Origin of the sequence: Pseudomonas urethralis, assembly GCF_021602465.1 — a bacterium.
In the GTDB taxonomy this organism is placed as follows: Bacteria; Pseudomonadota; Gammaproteobacteria; order Pseudomonadales; family Pseudomonadaceae; genus Aquipseudomonas; species Aquipseudomonas vlassakiae.
In genome coordinates this window covers 15,548-41,026 of the sequence record NZ_BQIJ01000011.1, presented here as the reverse complement: position 1 = coordinate 41,026, position 25,479 = coordinate 15,548, and the positions used below count along the sequence as shown (strand labels likewise).

24 protein-coding genes and 1 pseudogene are annotated in these 25,479 nt (G+C 61.0%); 14 read left to right on the top strand and 11 right to left on the bottom strand.

The genetic code is table 11. From position 1 onward, the window contains the following. Nucleotides 1-25 precede the first annotated feature (25 nt). Both L6D64_RS18065 and L6D64_RS18060 read left to right on the top strand, forming a co-directional pair. Nucleotides 26-382, top strand: coding sequence for a hypothetical protein (locus tag L6D64_RS18065; RefSeq protein ID WP_176506913.1), 357 nt, complete (start codon nucleotides 26-28; stop codon nucleotides 380-382). Between the two features lie 68 nt (nucleotides 383-450). After that, the gene (locus L6D64_RS18060) at nucleotides 451-939 is read left to right on the top strand and encodes a GreA/GreB family elongation factor (protein ID WP_176506914.1); all 489 of its coding nucleotides are present in this window, start codon (nucleotides 451-453) and stop codon (nucleotides 937-939) included. Between the two features lie 140 nt (nucleotides 940-1,079). Here L6D64_RS18060 and gdhA read toward each other — a convergent pair whose 3' ends face one another. The 3 genes from gdhA to L6D64_RS18045 form a co-directional block, all read right to left on the bottom strand. Then, a complete protein-coding gene (gene gdhA / locus L6D64_RS18055; protein ID WP_176506915.1) occupies nucleotides 1,080-2,420 on the bottom strand; it encodes an NADP-specific glutamate dehydrogenase in 1,341 nt (446 codons plus the stop codon). Nucleotides 2,421-2,651: 231 nt separating this feature from the next. After that, the gene (ettA, locus tag L6D64_RS18050) at nucleotides 2,652-4,319 is read right to left on the bottom strand and encodes an energy-dependent translational throttle protein EttA (protein WP_054887205.1); all 1,668 of its coding nucleotides are present in this window, start codon (nucleotides 4,317-4,319) and stop codon (nucleotides 2,652-2,654) included. A gap of 296 nt (nucleotides 4,320-4,615) precedes the next feature. Further along, a complete protein-coding gene (locus L6D64_RS18045; protein ID WP_176506916.1) occupies nucleotides 4,616-5,002 on the bottom strand; it encodes a hypothetical protein in 387 nt (128 codons plus the stop codon). A gap of 258 nt (nucleotides 5,003-5,260) precedes the next feature. Here L6D64_RS18045 and L6D64_RS18040 point away from each other — a divergent pair, with 258 nt between their 5' ends. From L6D64_RS18040 to L6D64_RS18015, 6 genes are all read left to right on the top strand, one after another. After that, nucleotides 5,261-9,091 (top strand): sensor domain-containing protein, encoded by a 3,831-nt coding sequence (locus L6D64_RS18040; RefSeq protein WP_176506917.1) that lies wholly within the window; start codon nucleotides 5,261-5,263, stop codon nucleotides 9,089-9,091. A 171-nt stretch (nucleotides 9,092-9,262) separates the two neighbouring features. Beyond that, complete coding sequence (gene glyA / locus L6D64_RS18035; protein WP_054886141.1) at nucleotides 9,263-10,516, top strand: serine hydroxymethyltransferase; 1,254 nt, start codon at nucleotides 9,263-9,265, stop codon at nucleotides 10,514-10,516. A 146-nt stretch (nucleotides 10,517-10,662) separates the two neighbouring features. Further along, nucleotides 10,663-11,256 (top strand): hypothetical protein, encoded by a 594-nt coding sequence (locus L6D64_RS18030; RefSeq protein WP_176506918.1) that lies wholly within the window; start codon nucleotides 10,663-10,665, stop codon nucleotides 11,254-11,256. 151 nt (nucleotides 11,257-11,407) lie between these two features. After that, nucleotides 11,408-12,373, top strand: a complete 966-nt coding sequence (locus L6D64_RS18025; RefSeq protein WP_176506919.1) for an arsenic resistance protein — start codon at nucleotides 11,408-11,410, stop codon at nucleotides 12,371-12,373. A gap of 310 nt (nucleotides 12,374-12,683) precedes the next feature. Next, nucleotides 12,684-12,980, top strand: a complete 297-nt coding sequence (locus tag L6D64_RS18020; RefSeq protein WP_176506920.1) for a type II toxin-antitoxin system RelE/ParE family toxin — start codon at nucleotides 12,684-12,686, stop codon at nucleotides 12,978-12,980. A 1-nt stretch (nucleotide 12,981) separates the two neighbouring features. After that, complete coding sequence (locus L6D64_RS18015) at nucleotides 12,982-13,299, top strand: helix-turn-helix domain-containing protein (RefSeq protein WP_176506921.1); 318 nt, start codon at nucleotides 12,982-12,984, stop codon at nucleotides 13,297-13,299. 78 nt (nucleotides 13,300-13,377) lie between these two features. On the opposite strand, the gene L6D64_RS18010 is transcribed toward L6D64_RS18015, so the two are convergent. Next, the gene (locus L6D64_RS18010; RefSeq protein WP_176506922.1) at nucleotides 13,378-14,307 is read right to left on the bottom strand and encodes a malate dehydrogenase; all 930 of its coding nucleotides are present in this window, start codon (nucleotides 14,305-14,307) and stop codon (nucleotides 13,378-13,380) included. Nucleotides 14,308-14,686: 379 nt separating this feature from the next. On the opposite strand from L6D64_RS18010, the gene L6D64_RS18005 reads away from it, so the two are divergent. After that, nucleotides 14,687-16,072 (top strand): GntP family permease, encoded by a 1,386-nt coding sequence (locus L6D64_RS18005; RefSeq protein ID WP_176506923.1) that lies wholly within the window; start codon nucleotides 14,687-14,689, stop codon nucleotides 16,070-16,072. A 32-nt stretch (nucleotides 16,073-16,104) separates the two neighbouring features. Here the strand turns inward: L6D64_RS18005 and L6D64_RS18000 are convergent, their stop codons facing one another. After that, nucleotides 16,105-16,905 carry a class I SAM-dependent methyltransferase gene (locus L6D64_RS18000; protein WP_176506924.1) on the bottom strand — a complete coding sequence of 267 codons (801 nt, stop codon included), beginning with the start codon at nucleotides 16,903-16,905 and terminating at the stop codon, nucleotides 16,105-16,107. A 172-nt stretch (nucleotides 16,906-17,077) separates the two neighbouring features. Between L6D64_RS18000 and L6D64_RS17995 the strand changes: the two genes are divergently transcribed. The 4 genes and pseudogenes from L6D64_RS17995 to L6D64_RS17980 all read left to right on the top strand — a co-directional run bounded on the left by L6D64_RS17995 (nucleotide 17,078) and on the right by L6D64_RS17980 (nucleotide 19,576). Then, the gene (locus L6D64_RS17995) at nucleotides 17,078-17,722 is read left to right on the top strand and encodes a hypothetical protein (RefSeq protein ID WP_176506925.1); all 645 of its coding nucleotides are present in this window, start codon (nucleotides 17,078-17,080) and stop codon (nucleotides 17,720-17,722) included. Between the two features lie 107 nt (nucleotides 17,723-17,829). Continuing rightward, nucleotides 17,830-18,423, top strand: a complete 594-nt coding sequence (locus L6D64_RS17990; protein WP_236192524.1) for a hypothetical protein — start codon at nucleotides 17,830-17,832, stop codon at nucleotides 18,421-18,423. After that, nucleotides 18,423-19,115, top strand: coding sequence for a hypothetical protein (locus L6D64_RS17985; RefSeq protein ID WP_176506927.1), 693 nt, complete (start codon nucleotides 18,423-18,425; stop codon nucleotides 19,113-19,115). Before L6D64_RS17990 ends, L6D64_RS17985 begins: the two co-directional genes overlap by 1 nt. Nucleotides 19,116-19,310: 195 nt before the next feature. After that, nucleotides 19,311-19,576 (top strand): annotated as a pseudogene (locus L6D64_RS17980) (DUF3077 domain-containing protein). A 153-nt stretch (nucleotides 19,577-19,729) separates the two neighbouring features. Here L6D64_RS17980 and L6D64_RS17975 read toward each other — a convergent pair. Next, nucleotides 19,730-20,173 carry a GFA family protein gene (locus L6D64_RS17975; protein ID WP_176506928.1) on the bottom strand — a complete coding sequence of 148 codons (444 nt, stop codon included), beginning with the start codon at nucleotides 20,171-20,173 and terminating at the stop codon, nucleotides 19,730-19,732. Between the two features lie 102 nt (nucleotides 20,174-20,275). Beyond that, on the bottom strand, nucleotides 20,276-21,118 hold the full coding sequence (locus L6D64_RS17970) for a LysR family transcriptional regulator (RefSeq protein ID WP_176506929.1): 843 nt from the start codon (nucleotides 21,116-21,118) through the stop codon (nucleotides 20,276-20,278). Nucleotides 21,119-21,220: 102 nt separating this feature from the next. On the opposite strand from L6D64_RS17970, the gene L6D64_RS17965 reads away from it, so the two are divergent. Next, the gene (locus L6D64_RS17965; protein ID WP_176506930.1) at nucleotides 21,221-21,610 is read left to right on the top strand and encodes a tautomerase family protein; all 390 of its coding nucleotides are present in this window, start codon (nucleotides 21,221-21,223) and stop codon (nucleotides 21,608-21,610) included. A 21-nt stretch (nucleotides 21,611-21,631) separates the two neighbouring features. Here the strand turns inward: L6D64_RS17965 and L6D64_RS17960 are convergent, their stop codons facing one another. The 4 genes from L6D64_RS17960 to L6D64_RS17945 form a co-directional block, all read right to left on the bottom strand. Beyond that, nucleotides 21,632-22,249, bottom strand: a complete 618-nt coding sequence (locus tag L6D64_RS17960; RefSeq protein WP_176506931.1) for a LysE family translocator — start codon at nucleotides 22,247-22,249, stop codon at nucleotides 21,632-21,634. Between the two features lie 25 nt (nucleotides 22,250-22,274). Next, nucleotides 22,275-22,907, bottom strand: coding sequence for an alanyl-tRNA editing protein (locus tag L6D64_RS17955; RefSeq protein WP_176506932.1), 633 nt, complete (start codon nucleotides 22,905-22,907; stop codon nucleotides 22,275-22,277). Nucleotides 22,908-23,009: 102 nt separating this feature from the next. Then, nucleotides 23,010-23,819, bottom strand: coding sequence for an AraC family transcriptional regulator (locus L6D64_RS17950; RefSeq protein ID WP_176506933.1), 810 nt, complete (start codon nucleotides 23,817-23,819; stop codon nucleotides 23,010-23,012). Between the two features lie 141 nt (nucleotides 23,820-23,960). Beyond that, a complete protein-coding gene (locus L6D64_RS17945) occupies nucleotides 23,961-24,173 on the bottom strand; it encodes a hypothetical protein (protein WP_176506934.1) in 213 nt (70 codons plus the stop codon). Nucleotides 24,174-25,479 lie beyond the last annotated feature (1,306 nt).

Below are 25,479 nucleotides of genomic sequence, written 5' to 3'. Positions count from 1 at the left end.
TATTTCCCAAAGGGTTCAGGTGGTCATGTCGCGGTACTGGTTCGGCTTGTGCGTTGCGTTGTTGCTGGCGGGTTGCGAAACCACCCATGATCAGATGGTCAACCACGGTTATCCCCCCGCCTACGCCGACGGCTACCAGGACGGTTGCAGCAGCGGCCGCCAGGCAGCCGGGCTGACGGTGGGCGACTTCAAGAAGGACGTACCGCGCTACTTGCACGATCGCCACTACGAGACCGGTTGGGACGATGGATTCCGTCAATGCCAGGCGATGCAGAACAGCGAGGAGCAGCGCCAGTACCACGAGCGCTTCTGGGACGAACGTGATCGCCAGTGGCAGCAGGAGAAAGACCAGGGCGCCGCCCGTGCCTACCGCCATGACTAAGTCGCAAATGGACATCCATTGAAACCGTCGGCCTGCCATGCTGGTCTCCAGCACAAGGGGGCTATTGCATGAGCCGAGCATTCGTCAACGAAGACCAAGCCGCTGCCCAGGCCGACCAGCCAGTGGAACGGCGCGTCAGCGACCAACCCAATTACGTCACTGCCAATGGCCTGCGCCAGCTGCAACAGCGCGTGCGTGAACTGAATGCCTTGCGCAGCGCGTTGCAGGCGCAGGGCGAGCGCGGTGACCAGCAGCGCCTGGCCGATACCGAGCGGGATTTGCGCTATTTCAGCGCGCGGGTGCAGAGCGCCCAGGTAGTGCCGGCGGCGACTTCGCGCAGCAACGTGCAGATTGGCAGCCGGGTCCGGTTCGTCGATGAACAGGAACAGGAGCACGTGGTGCAACTGGTGGGCGAGGATGAGGCAGATGCCGCCCGCGGGATGATCAACTGGGGATCGCCGCTGGGGCGGGCCTTGCTTGGGGCCGGGCCTGGGGATGAAGTGCTGTGGCGCAGGCCGGTAGGGGATCAGATGATCGAAATTGTCGAGATCGGTTGAAGCCGTGGGGCTGCTCTGCAGCCCATTCGCGGGACAAGCCCGCTCCCACAGGTACCTCACAGAATCACAGACTTATGCAGTACCTGTGGGAGCGGGCTTGTCCCGCGAATGGGCCGCAAAGCGGCCCCATCGATCTCTGATCAGACCACGCCCTGAGCCAGCATGGCATCGGCAACCTTCACGAAGCCGGCGATGTTCGCGCCCTTCACGTAGTTGACCTTGCCATCGGCCTCTTCACCGAAATGCACGCAGGCATGGTGAATCGACTGCATGATGTTGTGCAGCTTGCTGTCCACTTCACCCGCCGTCCACAGCAGGCGCATGGCGTTCTGCGACATCTCCAGCCCGGATACCGCCACGCCGCCGGCGTTGGAAGCCTTGCCGGGTGCGTAGAGGATGCCAGCCTCGATGAACAGGTCGACCGCCGCCAGGGTGGTCGGCATGTTGGCGCCTTCGGCCACACAGATGCAGCCGTTGCGCAGCAGGGTGCGGGCGTCTTCGATGTCCAGCTCGTTCTGCGTGGCGCATGGCAGGGCGATGTCACACGGCAGGCTCCACGGCGTCTGGCCCTTGCGGAACTCCAGGCCAAACTGGTCAGCCAGCTCGCTGATGCGGCCGCGCTTGACGTTCTTCAGCGCCATCAGCGCGTCCCACTGGGCATCGGTCAGGCCGCCTTCGGCATACAGGGTGCCTTCGGAGTCGGACAGCGAAATCACCTTGCCGCCAAGGTCCATCACCTTGCGCGCCGCGTACTGGGCGACGTTGCCGGAACCGGAAATGGCCACGCGACAGCCATCGATGCGCAGGTTCTGGCGCTTGAGCATTTCTTCAGCGAAGTACACGCAGCCATAGCCAGTGGCTTCGGGGCGGATCAGGCTGCCGCCGTAGGTCATGCCCTTGCCGGTCAGCACCGACGTGAACTGGTTGGCGAGGCGCTTGTACTGGCCGAACATGAAGCCGATCTCGCGGGCGCCCACGCCAATGTCACCGGCCGGCACGTCGCAGTCAGCGCCGATGTGGCGGTACAGCTCGCTCATGAAGGCCTGGCAGAAGCGCATGACTTCGGCATCGCTCTTGCCTTTCGGGTCGAAGTCCGAACCGCCCTTGCCGCCGCCCATGGGCAGCGAGGTGAGGGAGTTCTTGAACACCTGTTCGAAGGCCAGGAACTTGAGCACGCTCAGGTTCACCGACGGGTGGAAGCGCAGGCCGCCCTTGTAGGGGCCGATGGCGCTGCTCATCTGGATGCGATAGCCGCGGTTGACCTGCACCTTGCCCTGGTCATCGACCCACGACACGCGGAACAGCAAGGCGCGCTCCGGCTCGACCATGCGTTCGAGGATGCCGGACTGCAGGTAGTGCGGGTTGGCTTCGAGGAACGGCCACAAGGTACGCAGCACCTCTTCGACGGCCTGGTGGAATTCCGGTTGGCCCGGGTCGCGTTGCTGCAGGCGTGCGAGGAAATGGTCGACAGATTCGATCATGGTAGACATCTCACCAAGGGATTGGACTTATTGGTTTTTTCTGGAATGTACCAAGAAGCAATCGCACCGGAATAGGGCGAAATGTCGTTTTTTTGAAATTATTTGGTGCGTTTTATATAAATGTATACAAAACAACTTTCGAATCGACAGTAAAACATCCGCCCCACCGCCGCAAACAGGCACAAAAATGGGGCCGCGATAGGCCCCATTCTTGTGCATCAGAACACCGGCTTATTGAGCCAGCTTCTTGTGCCGTACACGGTGTGGCTGGGCTGCAGCGTCGCCCAGGCGCTTCTTGCGGTCGGCTTCGTACTCGGTGTAGTTACCCTCGAAGAACACCACGTTCGAGTCGTCTTCGTACGCCAGGATGTGAGTGGCCACACGGTCCAGGAACCAACGGTCGTGGGAAATCACGATGGCGGCACCCGGGAAGTCCAGCAGGGCTTCTTCCAGGGAACGCAGGGTTTCGACGTCGAGGTCGTTGGACGGTTCGTCGAGCAGCAGGACGTTACCGCCCTCCTTCAGGGTCAGCGCCAGGTGCAGACGGCCACGCTCACCACCGGACAGGTCCTTGACGAACTTCTGCTGGTCGCCACCCTTGAAGTTGAAGCGGCCAACGTAGGTACGCGACGGGATCTCGTAGTTGCCGATGCGGATCTGGTCGGAACCGTCGGAGATCTGCTGGAACACGGTCTTGGAACCGTCGAGGTCTTCACGGCTCTGGTCGACGCAGGCCAGCTGCACGGTTTCGCCGATCTCGATGCTGCCCGAGTCCGGTTGCTCCTTGCCCATCAGCATGCGGAACAGGGTCGACTTACCGGCACCGTTACCGCCGATCACGCCGACGATGGCACCTTTGGGCATGGAGAACGACAGGTTGTCGATCAGCACGCGGTCGCCATAACCCTTGGTGACGTTCTTGAACTCGATGACCTTGTCGCCCAGGCGCGGACCGGCCGGGATGTAGATCTCGTTGGTTTCACTGCGCTTCTGGAATTCCTGCGACTGCATCTCTTCGAAGCGCTGCAGACGGGCCTTGGATTTCGACTGGCGGGCCTTGGCGCCTTTGCGCACCCACTCCAGTTCCTCTTTCATGGCCTTCTCGTGGGCGCTCTGCTGCTTGGATTCCTGCGCCAGGCGCTCCGACTTGGCTTCCAGCCAGCCCGAGTAGTTGCCTTCGTACGGGATACCAGCGCCGCGGTCCAGTTCGAGGATCCAGCCGGCAACGTTGTCGAGGAAGTAACGGTCGTGGGTAATCGCGACCACGGTGCCCGGGAAGTCGTGCAGGAAGCGCTCCAGCCAGGCTACCGAATCGGCATCCAGGTGGTTGGTCGGTTCGTCGAGCAGCAGCATGTCGGGGGCCGACAGCAGCAGGCGGCACAGGGCCACGCGGCGTTTCTCACCACCGGACAGGTGCTCGATGCGAGCATCCCAGGCCGGCAGGCGCAGGGCGTCGGCGGCGACGTCCAGCTGGCGCTCGAGGTTGTGGCCGTCGGCAGCCTGCAGGATGGCTTCGAGCTTGGCCTGTTCGGCAGCCAGCTTGTCGAAGTCGGCATCAGGTTCGGCGTAGGCCGCGTAGACCTCGTCCAGGCGAGCCTGGGCGTCCTTGATCACACTGACCGCTTCCTCGACCACTTCGCGCACGGACTTGTTCGGGTCCAGTTGCGGCTCCTGCGGCAGGTAACCCACGTTGATGTCGGGCATCGGACGGGCTTCGCCGTCGAATTCCTTGTCGACGCCCGCCATGATCCGCAACAGGGTCGACTTACCGGCGCCGTTCAGGCCGAGCACGCCGATCTTGGCGCCTGGGAAGAACGACAGGGAAATATTCTTGAGAATTTCCCGCTTCGGCGGCACGACCTTGCTCAGCCGATGCATGGTGTAGACGTATTGAGCCAAAACCAAGCCCTCTAGATAGGTAAAGACATCGACGATCGCCCCGGCACTGTGGCCAGGGGGATGTGTTTACGGGTTTCATTGAACAAAGTCGACCATTCTACGCCAACGCGCGGCGTTGCACAGGGTGGTCGGATGGTGGGGGATCGGGGTGGACCTGAAGGTCACATTGGTTGCCTGTACTGGCCTCTTCGCGGCTAAAGCCGCTCCCACAGGTACAGCACTGGCTTGAAGCCTTGTGCAGTCCCTGTGGGAGCGGCGTTGGCCGCGAAAAGGCCGGTACAGCAGCCAAAAATGGTTCAGACGTGACGCTGCTTGGCCTTGCCCCGGGGCAACCGGCAGCGCTCGCTCTGCTCGGCCAGGCGCGCCGCATAAGCGGCCTTGACGCTGAAACCGCCACTGCGGGCAGGCTGGGCTGCAACAGGCGTGCTGACGACCTTGCCAGCCGGCTTGGCTACGCCAGCCACCGGTGCCTGTTCAGCAGGTGCTGCGGCCGCCTTGGCGGTCTTGCGCAGCTCGGCCAGCGATGGCGTCTTGTTTTTCGAGGCCGCAGCCGCATCTGGTTTGACCAGCGAACGCTGGCACGATTTGCAGGATACGTCCGCGGTCACGGCAGTGCTGACAAGGGTCTGACTGCTGCGCCCACAGGCGGAATCGAGGCCATTGGTGGAAAAGTGAGTAACCAAAACCGAACATCTCCGATGCGTTGTCATTGAAGCGGGCGGCATTCTCGCACAGGATGCAGGGCCTTGCCGAACGGGTCAGCGTCACCACGACCATTGGCTTCGGACAATCGGGCTGGCACATTGCCATAATCACAGGCATGCTAGCCCGTTCGCATGTCCGGCTTTATAGTGCGCGGCCGCGGTCCAGGCCTGTGCAGTACCGGCATACACCGTGCATGTCCATCCCTGCCATCGCCAGCCCAATCGCAGGACCAACGCTTGACCAATCTCAATCATCCGACTCTGCTGCGCCCCGCTTCGCCGGCCCCAGTCGCTTCGCTACGGGGTTCGGTCAAGGGTGCGTTGGCGCTGCTGGCCCTGATTCTGCTGGGCTTGCTGCTATGGCAACTGTTCTCCCAGTTTCGCCACACCCAGGCCGACCAGCGCCAGCTGAACCTCAACGCGAGCGCCGAACTCGCCGACCACCTGAGCCTGAACATGGCCCTCAAGGCCCAGCAGGCCATCAACGTGGTCCAGCCGTACGTCAAGGCGCCGGCGCCGGCCGCCCTGCCCAGCCTGCTGGAGACCTTGCGTGAACGCCTGCCCGCCCTGCGTGACCTGGCCTGGCTGGACCAGACCGGGCAACTGCACGGTGACAGCCTGGTCGACAGCCCTGACCGCCAGTCGATTGACGAGCTGGTCGGGCTGAACCAGGGGCGCAGCTACTTCTTTACCAACTCGGCAGACAACCGCACCCTCTACCTGCTGTTGCGCCAGTCGGCGGAGCAGGACCGTGGCTACTGGCTATTGCGCCTGTCACCGGACTATTACCAGACACTCACCGAACACCTCGACGGCCCGGGCCACCCGCTCTGGCTGCTGGAAAACAGCCGCAGTGGCGAGGTGCTGGAACGCCACGCGCCGGCGCAGACCAGCGGTGAGCCGCTGCAAAGCGTGATGCTCGCCTTCATCGACAACAGCACCTGGCAATTGCGTGGCCTGTTCGACGCAGGCCTGGCCCAGCAGAAGCTGCTGCCGGCACTGATTGGCAAATGCCTGCTGGCGCTGTTCTGCGCCCTGCTGCCGGTACTGGCGCTGTTCAACATGCGCCGTCGCCAGCGCGCGCTGCAGGAAGACCGCCGGCGCTACCAGGAAATCTTCGAAGGCACCGGCGTGGCCTTGTGCGTGCTCGACCTGTCGAGCCTGCCCGGCCAGCTCGACCGCTATCACCTGCGCAACCTGGCCGGGCTCAAGCAGAGCCTGGCGCTGGACCCGACCCTGCGCCGCTCGCTGCTGCTGGAGCTGAAGATCACCGAGATCAACCAGGTGGCGCGCCAGCTCCTCAATGTCGAGTGCCACCAGGGCGCCTGGCAACGACTGATCGATGGCAGCGGCGACGGCCGCGACAGCGTCGGCATGCAGCTGATCGACGCGCTGATCGAACAGCGCCCGTCGCTGGAGCTGGAAGTGCGCCTGCCCGCACCGCTGGGTGGCGAATTGCACCTGTGGCTGATGGCGCGCCTGCCGCAGCAGCGTCGCGATTACCAGGCGGTGATCCTCAGCATCAGCGACATTACCAGCCGCAAGCAGGTGGAGCTGTCGCTGCTGGAACGTGAAAGCTTCTGGTCCGACGTCGTGCGTACCGTGCCCGACCAGCTGTACGTGCAGGACGTGCTCAGCCAGCGAATGATCTTCAGCAACCGCCACCTCGGCCAGACCCTCGGCTACGACCGCACCGAGCTGGCGCAGATGGGCGACCGCTTCTGGGAACTGCTGCTGCACCCCGAAGATGCCGCGCACTACCAGGCTTTGCGCCAGCAACAGCGCGACAGTGCCCATAGCCAGTCACTGCACACTCAGTTGCGCTTCCGCCACCGCGATGGCGGCTGGCGCTGCTATGAAATCCGCGAACAGGTACTGACCCGCGATGACGATGGCCTGGTCACACGCATCATCGGCGTGGGCAAGGATGTCACCGTACAGATCGAGGCCAGCCAGTCGCTGCGTGACAGCGAGCAGCGCTACCGCATGCTCGCCGAAAGCATCAGCGACGTGATCTTCTCCACCGACAGCCGCCTGCAGCTCAACTACCTCAGCCCCTCGGTGCAGGCGGTGCTGGGCTACCAGGCCGAGTGGATCTTCGACAACGGCTGGCAGTCGATCATCGCCAACCCGTCCCAGCTCACCGGCATCTACAGCCTGATGGAGCGCGTCAGCAAGGCCATGGGCGACAGCGAGCAACTGGCCCAGCTGCGCAGCCAGCTGCCGACGCAACTGTTCCTGTTCGACTGCCTGCGCGCCGATGGCCGCAAGATCCCCATCGAACTGCGCCTGGTACTGGTATGGGACGACCAACAGCGCTTCGAAGGCGTACTCGGCGTAGGCCGCGACATCAGCCAGCAGCGCCGTGCGGAAAAAGACCTGCGCATGGCGGCGACGGTATTCGAGCACTCCACCTCGGCCATCCTCATCACCGACCCGGCCGGCTATATCGTTCAGGCCAACGAAGCCTTCAGCCGGGTCAGCGGCTACGCGGTCGGCGACGTGCTCGACCAGCTGCCGAGCATGCTGGTCGTCGAGGACCAGCAGGAAAGCCACCTGCGCTACGTGCTCAAGCAACTGCACCAGCGCGGCAGCTGGGAAGGCGAAGTGTGGCTCAAGCGCCGCGACGGCGACCATTACCCGGCCTGGGTCGGCATTACCGCCGTGCTCGACGACGAAGGCGACCTGGCCAGCTATGTGTGCTTCTTCACCGACATCAGCGAGCGCAAGGCCAGCGAACAGCGCATCCACCGGCTGGCCTACTACGACGCCCTTACCCACCTGCCCAACCGCACGCTGTTCCAGGACCGCCTGCACACCGCGCTGCAGCAGGCCGAACGGCAGAAGTCATGGGTGGTGCTGATGTTCCTCGACCTCGACCGCTTCAAGCCGATCAACGACTCCCTCGGCCACGCTGCGGGCGATCGTATGCTCAAGGACATGGCCCTGCGCCTGCTGGCCTGCGTCGACGATGACGACACCGTGGCGCGCATGGGTGGCGACGAATTCACCTTGCTGCTGCAGCCGCGGGCCACCCGCGAGATGGCCCTGAACCGCGCCATCCACGTGGCCGAGAACATTCTTGGCAGCCTGGTGCGGCCATTCGTGCTGGAGGGTCGCGAGTTCTTCGTCACCGCCAGTATCGGCATCGCCCTCAGCCCGCAGGACGGTAACGAGCTGAGCCAGTTGATGAAGAACGCCGACACCGCCATGTACCACGCCAAGGAGCGCGGCAAGAACAACTTCCAGTTCTACCAGACCGAGATGAACGCCAGCGCCCTTGAGCGCCTGGAACTGGAAAGCGACCTGCGCCACGCGCTGGAGCAGAACGAATTCACCCTCTACTACCAGCCGCAGTTCAGCGGCGACGGCAAGCGCCTGACCGGTGCCGAAGCCCTGCTGCGCTGGCGTCACCCGACCCGCGGGCTGGTACCGCCGGGCGACTTCATCCCGGTGATCGAAGAGCTGGGCCTGGTGGTGGATGTCGGCGACTGGGTGCTGCGCGAGGCCAGCCGCCAGCTCAAGGTCTGGCACAAGAACAAGGTGCGCGTGCCGAAGGTATCGGTGAACATCTCGGCGCGGCAGTTCTCAGACGGCCAGCTGGGCACGCGGATCGCCACCATCCTCGAAGAAACCGGCCTGCCGCCGGCGTGCCTGGAGCTGGAGCTGACCGAGAGCATCCTGATGCGCGAGGTCAATGAGGCGCTGCAGATTCTCGCCAGCCTGAAAAACCTCGGCCTGAGCATCGCGGTCGACGACTTCGGCACCGGTTACTCGTCGCTGAACTACCTCAAGCAGTTCCCCATCGACGTGCTGAAGATCGACCGCACCTTCGTCGACGGCCTGCCCGAGGGCGAGCAGGACGCGCAGATCGCCCGGGCGATCATCGCCATGGCCCACAGCCTCAACCTGGCGGTGATCGCCGAGGGCGTGGAGACCCATGAGCAGCTGGAATTCCTGCGCGAGCACGGCTGCGACGAGGTGCAGGGCTACCTGTTCGGGCGGCCGATGCCGGCCAACCAGTTCGAAGCGCAGTTCGCCAACGCCGCCCTGTTCATGTTCCAGTGAGCGCTCGCAAAAACGGACTTTCGAGTCAACTCCAATCCCCAGCCAGCCCAGACACGGCGCGGGATGCAACATGAAGCCCATTGGTCCGCGACTTGATGCCAGTTCATATGCCAGGCGCGGATCAATCGGTTAGAATGCCCCCCCAAATTACCCCGATCCTTGAGGACCGCCATGTTCAGCCGTGATTTGACCATTGCCAAGTACGACGCCGAGCTCTTCGAAGCCATGCAGCAAGAAGCCCTGCGCCAGGAAGAGCATATCGAGCTGATCGCTTCGGAAAACTACACCAGCCCGGCAGTCATGGAAGCTCAGGGCTCGGTCCTGACCAACAAGTACGCCGAAGGCTACCCAGGCAAGCGCTACTACGGCGGCTGCGAGTACGTCGACGTGGTCGAGCAACTGGCCATCGACCGTGCCAAGGAGCTGTTCGGCGCCGACTACGCCAACGTCCAGCCGCACGCCGGCTCGCAAGCCAACGCGGCGGTCTACCTGGCCCTGCTGTCGGCCGGTGACACCATTCTGGGCATGAGCCTGGCCCACGGTGGCCACCTGACCCACGGTGCTTCGGTAAGCTCGTCGGGCAAGCTGTACAACGCCATCCAGTACGGCATCGACAGCAACGGCCTGATCGACTACGACGAAGTCGAGCGCCTGGCTGTCGAGCACAAGCCGAAGATGATCGTTGCCGGCTTCTCGGCTTACTCGCAGGTCCTGGACTTCGCCCGCTTCCGCGCCATTGCCGACAAGGTCGGTGCCTACCTGTTCGTCGACATGGCCCACGTTGCCGGCCTGGTTGCCGCTGGCGTGTACCCGAACCCTGTGCCATTTGCCGACGTGGTTACCACCACCACCCACAAGACCCTGCGCGGTCCACGTGGCGGCCTGATCCTGGCCCGCGCCAACGCCGACATCGAGAAGAAGCTGAACTCCGCCGTCTTCCCAGGCGCCCAGGGCGGCCCGCTGGAGCACGTGATCGCGGCCAAGGCCATCTGCTTCAAGGAAGCGCTGCAGCCTGAGTTCAAGGCTTACCAGCAGCAGGTCGTGAAGAACGCCCAGGCCATGGCTGAAGTGTTCATCGAGCGTGGTTTCGACGTCGTTTCCGGCGGCACCCAGAACCACCTGTTCCTGCTGTCGCTGATCAAGCAGGAAATCTCCGGTAAAGATGCTGACGCTGCCCTGGGCAAAGCCTTCATCACCGTCAACAAGAACTCGGTACCGAACGACCCACGCTCCCCGTTCGTCACCTCGGGCCTGCGTTTCGGCACCCCAGCCGTCACCACCCGTGGTTTCAAGGAAACCGAGTGCCGCGAACTGGCCGGCTGGATCTGCGACATCCTGGCGGACCTGAACAACGAAGCGGTGATCGACGCCGTACGTGAGAAGGTCAAGGCCATCTGCAAGAAGCTGCCGGTTTACGGCAACTGATTGGCGCAAGCCTGATGTGAAGAAGCCCGGCCCGGTGCCGGGCTTTTTCATGCCTGCGATCTGGCGCTGGAACCGCTTCCGGATAGGTTGAATGAACCAGGCTGCCTAACCTGCCACCTCCTTTGAAAACTGACAGGAGGCACCCCATGGCAGACCACGCAGCAATGTCCTTCACCGCCACGTTGCAGTTCGCTGAAGCCCCCATCAATGTACTGGGCGACATGACCACCGGGCCCGTGACGCTGGTGAGCCCGCATCAAGTGCCGGGTGATGTCGTTGAAGGCGCCACGACTCTCGGCATGTTGAACGGCACCAACACGGATTGGCATCACGGCCAGGAGATCGGACTGATCACCTTCGAACCCGCCGCCCAGCCAGCTGCGTTGCTGCTGTACTTCCGCCATAGCGAAGCGGGTTACCGCCTCTATCTGCGCAACGGCCCCCACTCCGGCGAGGGCGTATTCACCACCGACGATGGCCTGGTGAACGTAGAGCCGATCAAGGCAAAAGACCCAAGCCTGTGGACGTTGACCGATGCACAGACGGGTGAAGCGTTCGACCTGACACAGCTTGAAGATGGCCGCAGGGAAATTCTGCTGGCGAGCGCGGATGGGCACCCGCTGGAAGTGCACAGTCTCTACCCGGTAGGCGGTTTTCTGGCCTGCTACCCAACTGCACGCCAAGGCACCTTGAGCCTGATCATTCAGGAGCGCGGTGTCGACTGGCTCAAGCCGGCTTGATAGATCCCTGTGGGATCGGGTTCACCCGCGAAGCATCCAACGCGGAGCACGCGGGTGAACCAGGGCCCCTTCAGGCTCATTCAGCTCATGCAGCCCCCGCCGTCACGTATTAACCTGTGCCACCCAAGCGCAACCAGACACAGGCCCGGCTTTGACCAGAGAGCAACTCGAAACCCAGCAGATCCCGATCTACTTCGCCGCCGTGCTCGCCGCCCTGGCCTTCGGCCTGCTGGCCAGCGACAGCGCACGGCACCTTGAAGCCCTGGTCACGCCCGCCATCGCCATCCTGATGTATGCGATGTTCCTGCAGATCCCCTTTCTCGGCCTGCGCGAGGGCCTGGGCAATCGCCGCTTCATGGCGGCCCTGCTGCTCGCCAATTTCATCCTGGTGCCATTGCTGGTGTGGGCCCTCACCCGCGGCGTTGCCGATCATCCGGCGATCCTCATCGGCGCGCTACTGGTACTGCTCACACCCTGCATCGACTACGTGGTGGTGTTTACCCACATCGGTAAAGGCGACTCACGCCTGACCCTCGCCGCCACGCCCGTGCTGCTGCTGGTGCAACTGGTGCTGCTGCCGGTGTACCTGGCGCTGATGCTCGGCGACAACAGCGAGGTAACAATCAGCATTGCCCCGTTCGTGGAAGCCTTCGTGCTGCTGATCATGCTGCCGATGATCCTCGCCGTGCTCACCAGCGCCGGCGCCCGCCGCTCCCGCACGGTGTCGGCGTGGAACGACGCCTGGGCGTGGATGCCGGTGCCAGCGATGGCATTGGTATTGGTGGCGGTGATCGGGTCGCAGATTGCCGTGGTGCTTCGGGACTTCGATCGGTTGATGCCGGTGATTCCGGTCTATGTCGGCTTCATGCTGCTGGCACCGCTGCTCGGGCTCGTTTCGGCGCGGTTGTTGCGCCTGCCGGTGGCCGAGGCACGCTCGGTGACCTTCAGCGCCGCGACGCGGAACTCGCTGGTGGTGTTGCCATTGGCGCTGGCATTGCCGGAAGACCTGCGCGGGTTGGCGGCGGCGGCGGTGATCACCCAGACGCTGATGGAATTAGTGAGCGAGTTGGCTTACATCCGAATCATCCCAGCCCTCCTGCGAGGCCGACAGGCATAAAGGCGATCCCGAGCAGGAACGTCCGCACTGGAGCACTGGGCCGGCCATAAGCCGTACTAGACACATCCAGAAAATTACCCGATGAAGACTCTGTGCCCTTGAGCCTGGAAGATGATCCAGACGAGCACATCAGCTCGTATTCGAAGAACTCAAGGGCGAGTTCAATGATTTACGCCAAGGTCGGCTTGAAATCTGAGTGGCAGCACTGCCTGCTTGGCACAGGCCACTCCATCCCTTGACCGTTTGCCGTTTCGCCCTTTGAGCATCCGTTTCCAGCGTTGCATCATATAAGGGAATCCCGTACATTCAGATGCGTACAGTAATCGAAACACCTACGTTCCAAAAAGCCGCCGCCAGGCTGTGGTCCGATGACGAGCGCCTGACCTTCATCGATTGGATAGCAGTCAATCCGCTTGCAGGGGATGTCATCCCCGGTGCCGATGGAGCACGAAAGATTCGATGGAGCCGCGCAGGGGCCGGCAAGTCCGGCGGTACACGAGTGATCTACTTCAACCTTAACGAAGAAGAAATTGTTTTGTTGCTTACGGTTTATGCCAAGGCCGAACGAGCAAACATGAGCCCCGCTGAAATCAGCAAGGTGGTATGAAATGCGTGATATTGATATTGAAAGCGTTGCCAAAGCCATCGAGGCTGATGCTGGTGAGCCGTTGCCTGACCTGCGCCAAGCACTCAAAGAAGCCAAGATAGGCGCCGGGCGCGTCACCACGCCTGAACAGATACTGGTTCGACAGGCACGTGAGCGTTGCGGATTGACTCAGGCAACTTTCGCCGAACGTATTGCTACACCCGTGGCGACGTTACGTGATTGGGAACAAGGCCGCTTCGTACCTCCAGGTGGTGTTTTGTGCCTGATGCGCTTGATCCTGAAACATCCGGAACTGTCCCTGGAACTGACCACGAACTAAGCATCGTTTGGTCTGTGTTTATCGCCGGCCACAGGGCCGGCGATATACCTATGTTGGCTAAGCAATTGGGCCTTCACCTCACAACGCCTTCATCTCCGCTATATCCCGCGCCACCTGATCCGCCGAGTGATCAAACATCGCCTGCTCCTGCGCCTCCAGCGGCAACTCGATCACCCGGGCAATTCCCTCCCCAGCCAGGATGCAAGGAACGCCCATGGCGATGTCGGTGCGCCCGTATTCCCCTTCAAGAATCGCAACTGCCGGCAGAATGCGGTTACGCCCATTGGCGATCGCATCCACCATCTGCGCAATGGCCACACCCGGCGCATCGCAGGCGCTGCCGACCTTCTTCAAACCCAGGATCTCGCCACCACCCTTGCGTGTACGTTCGACGATCCGCTCGATCTGCTCTTCGGACAGGAAATGCGACAGCGGCACCGAGCCGACCTGGCAGTAGCGCATGAGCGGCACCATGCTGTCGCCATGCCCGCCCAGTACCAGCGCCGTGATGTCCCGGGCGGAAAACCCCGTCTCCTCGGCAATGAAGCACTTCATCCGCGCGGTATCCAGCACCCCCGCCTGGCCGAACACCCTGCCACGCCCGAGCTTGCTGAGCGACCAGGCGCGATAGGTCAGCACATCGACCGGGTTCGACACCACCAGCACCGTCGCTGCCGGCGCATAGCGATTGATGTCGTGCATGATGCCATCGAGGATCGGCAAGTTGATGCTCAGCACGTCCTGCCGCGACTGGCCAGGCTTGCGCGGCACGCCTGCGGTAATCACCACCAGCTCCGAGTCCTGCAGCATTTCGGCCTTGGCACCGCCCAGCACCTTGGTATCGGAACCTGACTCAACGGCTGCCTGCCAGATGTCCAGCGCCTTGCCCTGGGCCAGCTCACCCTGCACATCGAGCAACATCAGTTCACGGCAATACTCTTCCCGGGCGATGATCTGCGCCGCCGCCTCACCCACGATCCCCGCGCCCACGATTGATATCTTGTTCACCTGACACCTCCCAGCGGCGCGCGCCACCAGGAGCACGCCTGCGTATACAGAGAAGTATTGCCTGCCAAGGCGAAAAGACCATGTGACGCGACCGCATGCTATTGACAGCCTCACACGGTCCCGGAAATACTTTGTAATGATTCATATAGATGACCAAATAACAAGGTGAATCGCTCCATGACCGCACTGCCCAGCCCTACGCGCTTGCCCGGCGCGACACCTGCGTCCGCCAGCCCCATCCCTCCGAAGTTCGAAGTGTGTGCATCCAGTCAGCCATCTGCCCGCGACCGCTAACGGCTCGCTACCGCCCGCAGAACCCGCTGGCCTGCCTGCAATGCCTGAGCGCCGCTAGCGCGCCAGCCCAACCGAGATTCCCTGAATGACTCCCTTAGATATACAGCTGTTGCTGACCGCCTTGGTCAGTGTCCTGGTGCTGGTTGCGCTCATCGTGTCCCGCCTCAAGATGCACCCGCTGCTGGCCTTGCTGGTGGTGTCCATTGGCGTCGGCTTTGCCACCCGCATGGAGCCCGGCAGCATCGTCTCCCACCTGCTCACTGGCGCCGGCAAGACACTGGGTGCGGTGGGGGTGGTGATCGCGCTGGGCGCGATGCTCGGCAAGATTCTGGCTGACGCCGGCGTCACTGAGCAGGTCGCCGACGTCATCCTCAAGCGCACCTCGGACCGGATGATTCCTTGGGCAATGATGCTGGTGGCTTTTGTGATCGGCATCCCGATGTTCTTCGAAGTGGGCCTGGTGATCATGCTGCCGTTGATCTTCAGTGTGGCGCGCAAGCTGGAAGGCCAGGCCCGCTTCAAAGGTTCGGCGTATGTGTATGTCGGTGTGCCGGTGATTTCCGCGCTGGCCGCCATGCACGGCATGGTCCCGCCGCACCCAGGCCCCTTGACCGCCATCGCCGTGCTCAAGACCTCGGTCGGCCCCACCATGCTCTATGGCTTCCTGGCTGCTATCCCGGCCATGATCCTGGGCGGCCCGCTGTATGGCCTGTTCATTGCGCCGCGCATGAGCACCCGGCCCGATCAGGCCCTGCTGGACCAGTTAACACTGGCTGAGAAAGCCGACCGCCAATCCCGCCCCGGTGTAGTGGTCGGCATGCTGGCGGCGTTGCTGCCGGCGATCCTGATGCTGGTGCATGCCGTCGCCGAAATGCTGCTGCCCAAAGGCAATACGCTGCTGGAGCTGGCCAGCTTCCTCGGCAACCCGCTGATCGCCATGCTGCTGGGCGTGCTGTTCGCCGGCGCGAGCCTGGTACTGGCGCGCGGTGGCGACGCCGAACAGCTGCGCGATGCGCTGGGCAAAAGCCTCAAGCCGATCGCCTCGATCATCATGATCATTGCAGGGGGCGGAGCCTTCCAGGAGATGCTGACCAGCGCCAAGGTCGGCGATGCCATCGTGCACCTGACCCAGCAATCGGCCTTCCCGCCATTGCTCCTGGGGTGGCTGATCGCGATGCTGCTGTCGGTGTCAACCGGCTCTGCCACGGTCGGTATCGTCGGTGCTGCCGGCTTGCTGGCGCCGCTGGCAGGGGCTGACCCGAGCCTGAACCTGCCATTGCTGGCCCTGTCGATCGGCTGCGGTTCGCTGTTCTTCAACTACGCCAACCATGCGGGCTTCTGGATGGTGAAGGAGTCCTTTGGCATGACCATGGGTGAAGCGACCAAGACCATCTCGGTGGTGCAGTCCATCGTGGCAGTGGTTGGCTTGATCGTGGTGTTGATGCTGAATGCGGCGATTACGGTGAACTGAGCCGGGAAAACCGGCCCAGTTCATCAACTGCCTCAGCGTTTTTCTGCGACCAGGGTGTAGCACATAGGTATTTGTGCCGCGCCCTGCTCATAGACGTCGTACACCTCCTCCCGATTGGAATGCGGGTATTCGTCGAACGCACGAAGGCTCAAGCCTGCGCCAGCAACGCTCATGAGCACCTCGCTTAGCGGGTGGAGATGCCAGTAGGACTGCAACTCGTTTGGCTCGCCCTTGCCTTCGTAAACAATGGCGCCCGTTTCGACCAGCGGTTCGGTCAGGAAATAGGACGTGCTGATGCGCCAAGGGTCGCTGGCTTCCGGGTCGAGCATTTCCAGGAAGGGGTGCGTTTCGTAGATGACCAGAGTGCCGCCCGGCCTCAGCGTCCTGGCGACGTGGCTGAAGAACAGAGCGAGGTTGGGCATCCAGTTCAGGACACCGATGGTGATCAAGGCAACATCGAAGCGCTGGTCGAGGTTTGCTGGTAGTTCGTGGATGTCTGACTCAATGAAGACGGGCGAATAGGGGGACCTTTCGGCCAGCTCGTGCGCTTGCTTCAGAAACTCCGAAGACTGATCGACGCCCACCACCTCCGATGCGCCAAGGGCAAACAGCGATATCGCTTCGCGACCATTGTTGCAGCCTAGCTGGATAACGGCCTTTGCCGTTATGCCTACCTGTTCCAACTGGTCGGTCAGGGTTGAATCCAGGCAGGAAAAGTCTTTGTGAGCCACAGCATCGATCAGTGGGGGCCAGGACGCGCTTTGCCGATGGAAATCTGCAGATGCATTCCAGGCATCACGATTGCTGGCGATTACATCCCTGTGAGAAATCATCTTGAACCTCATCTTTGGTTATTGAGGCTTTTGACGTTAGCAGCTGCGCCCGGTTAAAGGCCTTTCGAAAATGGCTGGCGTACGAAAAGCCTACCGCCTCTTGCGAACATCATAATTTCGTGATCAAGTTGTCCCATGTCCCGGGACACGGGACGGCCAGATAGAGATTCTCATGAAAGGTCAAGACATCGGCTTACTGCTCAAGCTGATTTGCCTCCAGCGACATGAGTCGCGGGACAAAGCAGTATCAGCCTGGCCACACGACTGGAAAGACTGGCAAGAGTCGGATGACGACCGCCTTACGTTATTGCAAGAGAACGCAGGCCCCGAGCAAGGCACACCCCCCCCCTACGCCTACACTGCCCGTGCTCTGGAACTACAAACTGGTATCAGCAAAACGCAGATCAATCTGTCCCTGAAGCACTGCATCGATATTGGCCTGGCCAAGACCGACCGCAAAACAGGCGCCCCAAGAGCCAACACCAAAGCCCTGCTTGAGCTCATCGTTTACGGCCTGAAGTACGTGTTCCCAGCCCGCGCGGGTGAGCTGACACGCGGTATCGCCACCGGCTTTGGAGCACCTGTGCTGGACAAAAGCCTTATCAGCTCCGGTGAACACGTTCCAGTCTGGCCCTATGCCCGTGGCAATACCATGGGAACGAAAGTCGAGCCGCTGTTCAAGAGCGCAGCCGATGCGGCTCGAAGAGATCCGGAGATGTATGCCTTGCTGGCGCTGGTGGATGCCATACGGTTGGGGCAACCCCGTGAGCGCAACCTTGCTGCAAACATGCTGCAGGATAGATTGGAGCTGCCATGAGTGTTTTCAGTACCCTTCACGCCATGCTGCTTGAGGTTGCTAGGGCTTTGGGGCCTGACCTTTGCCAGCAGATGACATTTGTCGGTGGCTGTACAACAGGGCTTCTGTTGACCGACACCTTCACCCGGGAACAAGTGCGCAGTACCGACGATGTCGATCTGATCGTACACGTCATGGGTCCGGTTGGCTTTGCCCACTTGCAACAAACACTCAGCGGTCGCGGCTTCCGAGTCGGCCCGCAAGATGACGATGACTTCCCGATCTGCGCCATGAAACTGGGTGACCTTCGCGTCGATTTCATGCCAGACGACGATTCCCTCGGCTTCAGCAACCGCTGGTACCGCGACGCCATGAGTACCGCCACGGCCTATCAACTCGACGAGCAAACCATGATCAATCTGGTCAGCCCCGTGTACTTCGTGGCCACCAAGCTCGAAGCCTGGAAAGGCCGTGGACGAGGGGACGCACTCTCGAGTCGTGACATCGAAGACATCCTCAACCTGGTTGACGGGCGCGAGGAGCTGCAGGACGAAATCGAAGCAGTCGGACCCGATGTGCGCGATTACATCCGACAGGAAGTAGCGCAATTGCTGGACGACAGGAACTTTGAATATGCCGTCAGTGCTCAAGCCAAGGGCGACAGTGATCGCGAACAGTTGCTGTTCGAGCGACTGGAAGCCCTGGCAGGGGTGAACCACTAATGCAGATTGGCTGGATCAGCCGCAAGGGCAAGGCCAGTCTTCGTAACAGCGATGCTGCAGCGTACGGCCGCAAGGACCACTTCGTGCTGGCCATGCTCGTGGATGCAGCCGAGAAGGGCGATGGGCAAGACTTTGCCAGGCACTGGTGCCGGGTGGTCATCGACGCCGCGCTGGGAGCGTCGCAACAGCTGAGCCTCGAAGGGCTGGTTGGCATCATGCGCGCCGAACAGCACCATTTACGCCAACAACACCTCCACGCGATCGCCAGCTACTGCTGCGTACTCGTCGACCAGCAACAACAGCTGCTCCATGTCGCGCATGTAGGTGATTGCCTTGCGGGAATCCAACCTCTAGGAGCGCCCATCAACTGGCTGAACCGCCCACATAATCTTCAAGATCAGCCAATCTGGTCAAAATCCCCACGTACCGCAGAATCGCGGCATTTGCTGACCCGCTCGCTGAATGCGAAGCGCTTTTGCGCTCCTGACTGCCTGACGACACAGCTATCACCGGATGCGCGGCTACTGATTTGCAGTGACGGCTACTGGCATGAACACTTGCATACGGGCGTCGATCTGCACTGCGTCAATGATGATGCCAGCATGCTGCGCATAGCGCCTGGAGAGCCGGCTATCGAACTTCAATCGGACTGCGACAACTTCCGAGAATGGACTCAGGCGAATCCTGCCTAGACGAAGCTTCCCTTTCACATGCCGTTAGCAGTTGTGTCGGACGCCGATTGGAGTTACATGCTGTTACTTCTAACGGCAAAATAAATCAGACTTAACCCCTTTCTTGTAGGGCATTTCCCCTGGTGAACCTGTGGGCACCCGGCTTGCCGGCGATAGGGCCAGCCCAGGCATCTTCAACTTCAGGGAGATCAAACAATGGCCATCGAAGAAACCCACTTCACTGTCGGCAAAACCACCTTCTACCAAGGTGAAAACCAGACCCATCCCCTCTTCCGCATCGAACCCGGCATCCCTTGCCAGAGCGCCCGCGAACAGGCCTCAGAACTGATGGGCTACGTCCGCGACCTGACCATCGACGGCCTTATGGAAGACAACCCCAGCTGCTCTGGGCCTCGCACTACCTCAGCGCCCTGGCCAAGGCACTGCTCGATGATGCCGAACTGGGCATGATGAAAGATTGAAGTCGAGTCACCCGCCCCTGTGGGAGCCGCGCTTGTCGTGGCGACGAACCGCGGCGATGGGCCGCAAAGCGGCCCCAACAACCCAAGCACCCGCGCAGGCTTGCAAGAGAAGTCATCTATGTCGGAAGACGACTTCCCACGCCAGCTGTGCAGTCACTCAAGGTTGCTTTCATACCGCAGCCATCCTGCAACCCCTGCTGCCCCACCTACGCGGTCTTTAGGATGATTCCGTCCTTCACTGACAGGCACTTGCGGGAAGTCGAATGGGCTCATCCCCTCAATACAAGCCACGTTGACCCCGTACTGGTCCGGCACAGAGCGACGCTGGTGGAAGGTATAGATCCCACACTTCGAGCAGAAGTAGTGCTTGGCTTCACGTGTGTTGAATTGATAAAGGGTCAGCGCTTCTTCACCTTGAGTGACAGTGATGTCGTTCAGGTTGGCTGATACCGCCACGGCGCCACGCATGCGGCAGAGCGAGCAGTTGCACCTTCGCGCTGTACGCAGCCCATCGGTCAAGCGCAGTGAAAATCTGACTGTTCCGCAATGGCAGGCTGCTTGATAAACAGGGCGATCATCGTTTTTATCATCAGTCATAGCGTTTCTCTAGTCTGAGAAGCCAATCTGGATATTCACGGGGCAAGGCCAAAATGGGTGTCTATTAGCCTGAATGAAACGATGAATGCCTCGTCCCGAACCCTATGCGAGATAACCCTGCAACAATCGCCGGACATTTTCCACCAGCGCAGACTCTCCCTTACGCGGTGGAAGCAACGAGAACCTGGCTTGCGCCAATACCGGCAAGCCAGTCCTGTAAGGCTCCACACCATGGGGGACAGCACTCGCGTTAAGGCACGCAATTCCAAGCCCTGCCTTCAATGCCGATTGCAACCCCGCCACCCCTGAAGTCGAGTAGACGATCTCGTAATCGACATGGGCGCGCTCCAGCACCTGGCAGCTGTACTCCGACAATCCACACCCGCTGATCGCCAGCAATGGCAGCGGCTGCCCAGGCTCTGGAACCCAGCCGACAGCGGCTACCCATTGTAGTGGCTCCTGCCTTACTTCAAAGAGGTTGGATGAAGACACGCGCTCGTCAAAACGCATGGCCAAGCCGATGTCCAGATGGTCATTTGCCTGATCAATTTCCAGGCTCTTTTTCATCACTACATGAAGCCGAAGCCGTGGATGCCATTCACGAAGTTTTTTCAGCAACCCAGCAATGTCGCCGGGGCGAAAGTAATCAGTGATCGCTAACCGTATCTCCCCTTCGAACTGTTCGCCTCGAACGTCGGACAGCGCCCGCTCGCCCAGGGTGATGATTTGCCTGGCGTGGCGCAAAAGTCGTTCACCAGCAGGTGTTGGGCGAACGCCTTGCTTGCCGCGAATGAGCAACTCGACACCAACGGCATCTTCCAGCTTACGCAGCTGTTCGCTGATCGCGGAGGTCGAGCGAAACAGGGCCGGAGCGGCCGCCGAGATACTGCCTGCCTCACAGACCGCCAAGTAGACGTGGAGCTGCGCAATGTCGAAGTGGTACATGCAGGTTCCGGATAAACAGGAAGATGAGCATCGATTTTCCCGCTTTTGGGGATGATGTTCAAAGGCTAAGTTACAGGCACATCACTTACGAGGATTACCGAAATGCCTGGAATAACCCTGACCTTGTCTGGCGCGCCAGATACTGCCCTGGCGTCGGAACTCAGCCGCGAGCTGACTGAACTGACCGCACGCGTTCTGGACAAGCAGCCATCACAAACGATGGTGATCGTTCGCTTCGTCGATGCTGGCTTGTGGTTCATCGAGTGTGAATCGCTCGAGAGCTTGGGGCGCAACAGCTTTCGCCTGGAGGTCACGATCACCGACGAGACGACGACAGTGGAGCAGAAACGGCGGTATCAGCGTGAGGCGTATGATCTGCTTTCAGGACGCATCGGCAATGTGCACCCTCATTCGAACGTACACCTCATGGACGTGCGCGCTACCGCCTATGGCTATGGCGGGGTGCCGCAAAGTGCGAAGCTATGGAGCTGAAACAGGCAACCCGGCCTGGCGTTATCGCACCAGCGCCAGCCGCAAGCCAAGCCCCACCAGTACCGCGCCCATTGCCGCATCGATCGGCCGACGCACCTTCGTGTATAACGCCCGCACCCGAGCCGTGGAAAACATCAATGCCAGGGTGGAAAACCAGGCAAACGCAACAAGCGTGACCACCACCACGGCAGCAGCCATCACCCAGCCTGGGGCATGTGCCGGCAGCACGGTGATGAAAAAGCTGCCGAAGAACGCCGCGGCCTTGGGATTCGTGGCAGACACCAGCAACCCGACGCGGGGGGCTGCCGTGGTGGTGTTTTGCGTCGTGCGGATTTCGAGGGCTGCATAAGGCCGCCGCGCGCCGAGCAGCATTTTGATGCCCATGTAGATCAGATACGCCGCGCCCACAACCCGAATCGCGTCATACAACCACGCCACTGTACTCAGCAAAACACCCAGCCCGACAATCGCCAGCACCGCCCAGATGGCGATGCCTGCGCTGGTGCCCACTGCAACACCTATCCCTCGGCTGCGGCTCACCAGGGCGTTGGACGTGACGGCAATGAAATCGGGGCCTGGGCTGACGCAGGCCAGGAGCATGACGGCGGCAATGGTCAAAAGTTGGGGAACGTAGTCCACGTGATGCCTCCAGTGACTTCGTTGTCTATCGAGCTACGTCGTAATGCACCGACAGCAGGCCTTTCTTCTCTTTGAGCTTGAGCACCTTGATCGGCCCGACCAAGCCCGTCGAGGTGACATGCGTGCCGCCGCAACCGTGCATCGGCAAGGTGCCGAAGCGCACTGAGCGAACACCGTCCTGGTCGATCAACTCACGCGGCAGGTCACGCTCGATCAGTGCGCTCACCGCCGCCTCGATACCTTCGGCCGTCAGCGGCTCGCAACCGACCTGGCGCTCGAAAACCACCCGAGACTCCCCCGGCCAGTGGTGGCCTTTGCTGGGGAGCCAGCCCAAGTTCTGCCCGACACAAGCAATCAGGTGACCGGCGGAATGCAGGCGAGCATGCAGCGCACGCACCTCGGGCGAGATGGCAATCTCGACGCTGCCCACGGGCACGGGTTGCCCGACCACATGCACCACATCGCCGTCGATATTGAGCACGTCCTCGACCCGGATACCCGCGATGGTTCCCTGATCCGCCAGCTGCCCGCCGCCCTGGGGGTGAAAGAGGGTTTCGGCCAGGTCGACCCGGAACCGTCCATCCTCCGTCGGTGTGCAACGCACCACGTGCGTGTTCAAGGTCAACTCATCGCTGGTGTAGTACGCCCGTTGCGTCATCGATCTAAATCCTTGGTTCCTTCCGGGGCAACGCCCGATCAAGACTCAAGGCTAAAGGGCGAGGACTTCGCGCACTTGTAAAAAATTGATGGGCAACCGCGATCAGTAACGAGACGGCGCAACCCCGAAGGCTTGCTTGAAGGCACGGTTGAAGTGGCTCTGGTCGTAGAAACCCACCTCTTGCGCGACCCTGGTCAATTCCCACTGGGTATGGCTCAGCAGCACACAGGCGCGCTCCAGGCGCAAACGCACCAGCCAGGCATATGGCGTCATGCCGACCGTTTGCTTGAACAGCTTGAGGAAGTGAAAACGCTCCAGGTCGCACAACGCAGCCAGGACTTCGAGGGTTATCTTGTCGGCGAGGTGTTCGTTGCAGTAGTCCCGCACACGGTGCCACTGCACGCTCGAAAGCGTGCCCTTCACGAACTGCGGCTTGACCATCCGCGCCTGGGCGAATAGCCGCCCGAGCAGCATGAGCCACTGAGAATCGACGAACAGCGGGTCAGTAGGCAGCCCCGCTGCGAGCGCGTCGTGCAGCCGGGAAAGCTGGATGGCAAGGCTGGCATCCTGCAACAGTGCGCCACCCAGGGCGGAAAACTGGTCACTGCCCGTCAGCTCTTCGGTCACGCTGCGCAACAGGTCAGCGGATACGCGAAAGGTCTTGAGCGTGTAAGCGTCGTCGCCTGCGCTGATGCCATCGTGGATTTCGCCGGGTGGCATCAACTGGATGGTGCCTGGCGAGAGCAGCGTCGTCTCGCCATTGAACACCTGGCGCTGCACGCCGTCGGTGATCAAGCCGACGTGGAAATCCAGATGGTAGTGACGGCCGAAGCGAAAGCTCGAGAAACGCGCCTCGCTCAGCACCAGCCCGGGGATATCGCTGTTGCGTTTGTAATCAACGTGGTCTGCCATCGACCGCCTCCTGCCATACCGGGGGGATCATCTCATACCTGCTCTTGCGGGGGCTGGCGTGGTTGTCGGGTTGAGGGCTTGGCCAGGCTGCGCCAGCGCTTGGCTGGCGGCTGCGGTGCCTTCATCAGTCGGCTGGATCATTCAGGGCGCTGGGGCGATCAGCTTTGCGCACTGTTCACTGGCCAGCCGGCTGATGATCCGGATCGCCTGGTGGATACCTGCTGTGTTACGAAAGCTCAGGTGAGGGTTGTGTTCGCACTCCAGCACTTCATCGTGCTGGACCAAGGCTTCGCCGAGCAGTTCGAGGGTCCAGGCGTAGCTTTGGATGGTCGATAAGCGCTCTTGGTCAGTCATGGGACACCTGCCTTGGGTTGGAGGCGGGACGAGCCAGGTCACAGATCGGGTAGAAGCGGTGCGGTTTGGGAGCCGGCGCGGAGCGGCGGCGGAGAACGGATGCGAGGATCCTGAACGGATTTCTGGTGGTCATGCATGAGTTCCTTTCGTTGTGGAACTGCCACCGCTCGCGGCCAAGCAAGTTTAGGTGGCAGCAGTACGCGGGTTGGCCGACCGGGACGAAAGGAGCCCGGCACACCCGAAGGTGTCCCGCGCACCACCGCCATAACACGACATCGCGGGCACAAAAAAAAAGCGCCTGCGATGAAGACTGGGCGCTGCTGCGCCTTTCGATTCCGACCGGCCAAGGTCGCATCGCCGATGCTTCGGCGACTGGGGCAATTTATCCCTATGGACCCGCTTGCGCAAGGGCGCGGGGGGTTGTCTGGGGGCACACGTTTCGTAGGAAGAATCCGGGCCTTTATTTTCTCAGCCGTGACAGGTAAGCCTCAACGATGTCGGCGACGAGCACACCGGGGCTTCTAGGATTATCCCCATATGGCAGATTCTTTATCTATAAAATTTTGAGCTCTTGCCCCGTAAACACTGGGCCAAACCGAAACGCTGAAAATCAGTTATCTCAAAAGGGGCCGTTTCTTAAGTGGAAGTTGCGGTCTACGTCGAAGTCGGCCAGCACCATCAGGTGAAGGATGGGCAGAAAGTGCGCTACTTTCTTCAAAGCACAAAAAGGCCTGCATCACTGCAAGCCTTGATATCTGGCGCGGAGACAGGAATCGTATCAACACGAAAGGCTCTGAATTGAGTGGGTATTTTTCTTCAAGGTAAACATCTTTATCTCTAAAATTATCCTCAACCTATTCCGAGATTCACGCCCCCGTGAAAGCCCCTGATAAGATGATGAAATTCGCTGAGGCATTCTGCCGTCCATTCGCCAGAGCCACGCTCAGGCTCTGGTGAAGGATGGCAGTTATCGACCCAAGCTGTGTGAAAATCTCCAGAGCAGTTTGACTGGGCAAAAACAAGCTGAAAATCGCGTTCCCATGCGAAACTCTGGGTTAATCGACCGGCCGAGATTATTCAGATTTCGCGGAAGAACGTGGACCTCAAAAATCTACAGGGGTTTTCACACAGCCTGGACCCAAAACTGTCATTCTCGAAGGGCAGCCTCCGTCCCGAAGCTGCCACTTCTCAAAACAACCATAGCTCCGACCATGCCAGTAAAAGACGGCTGGAAAAGTAACCGTTTTCAACCCCTATTGAGTGTCCAAGATCAAGAACCTTCTGGCCTTGGCCTGAAGGGCTCCCT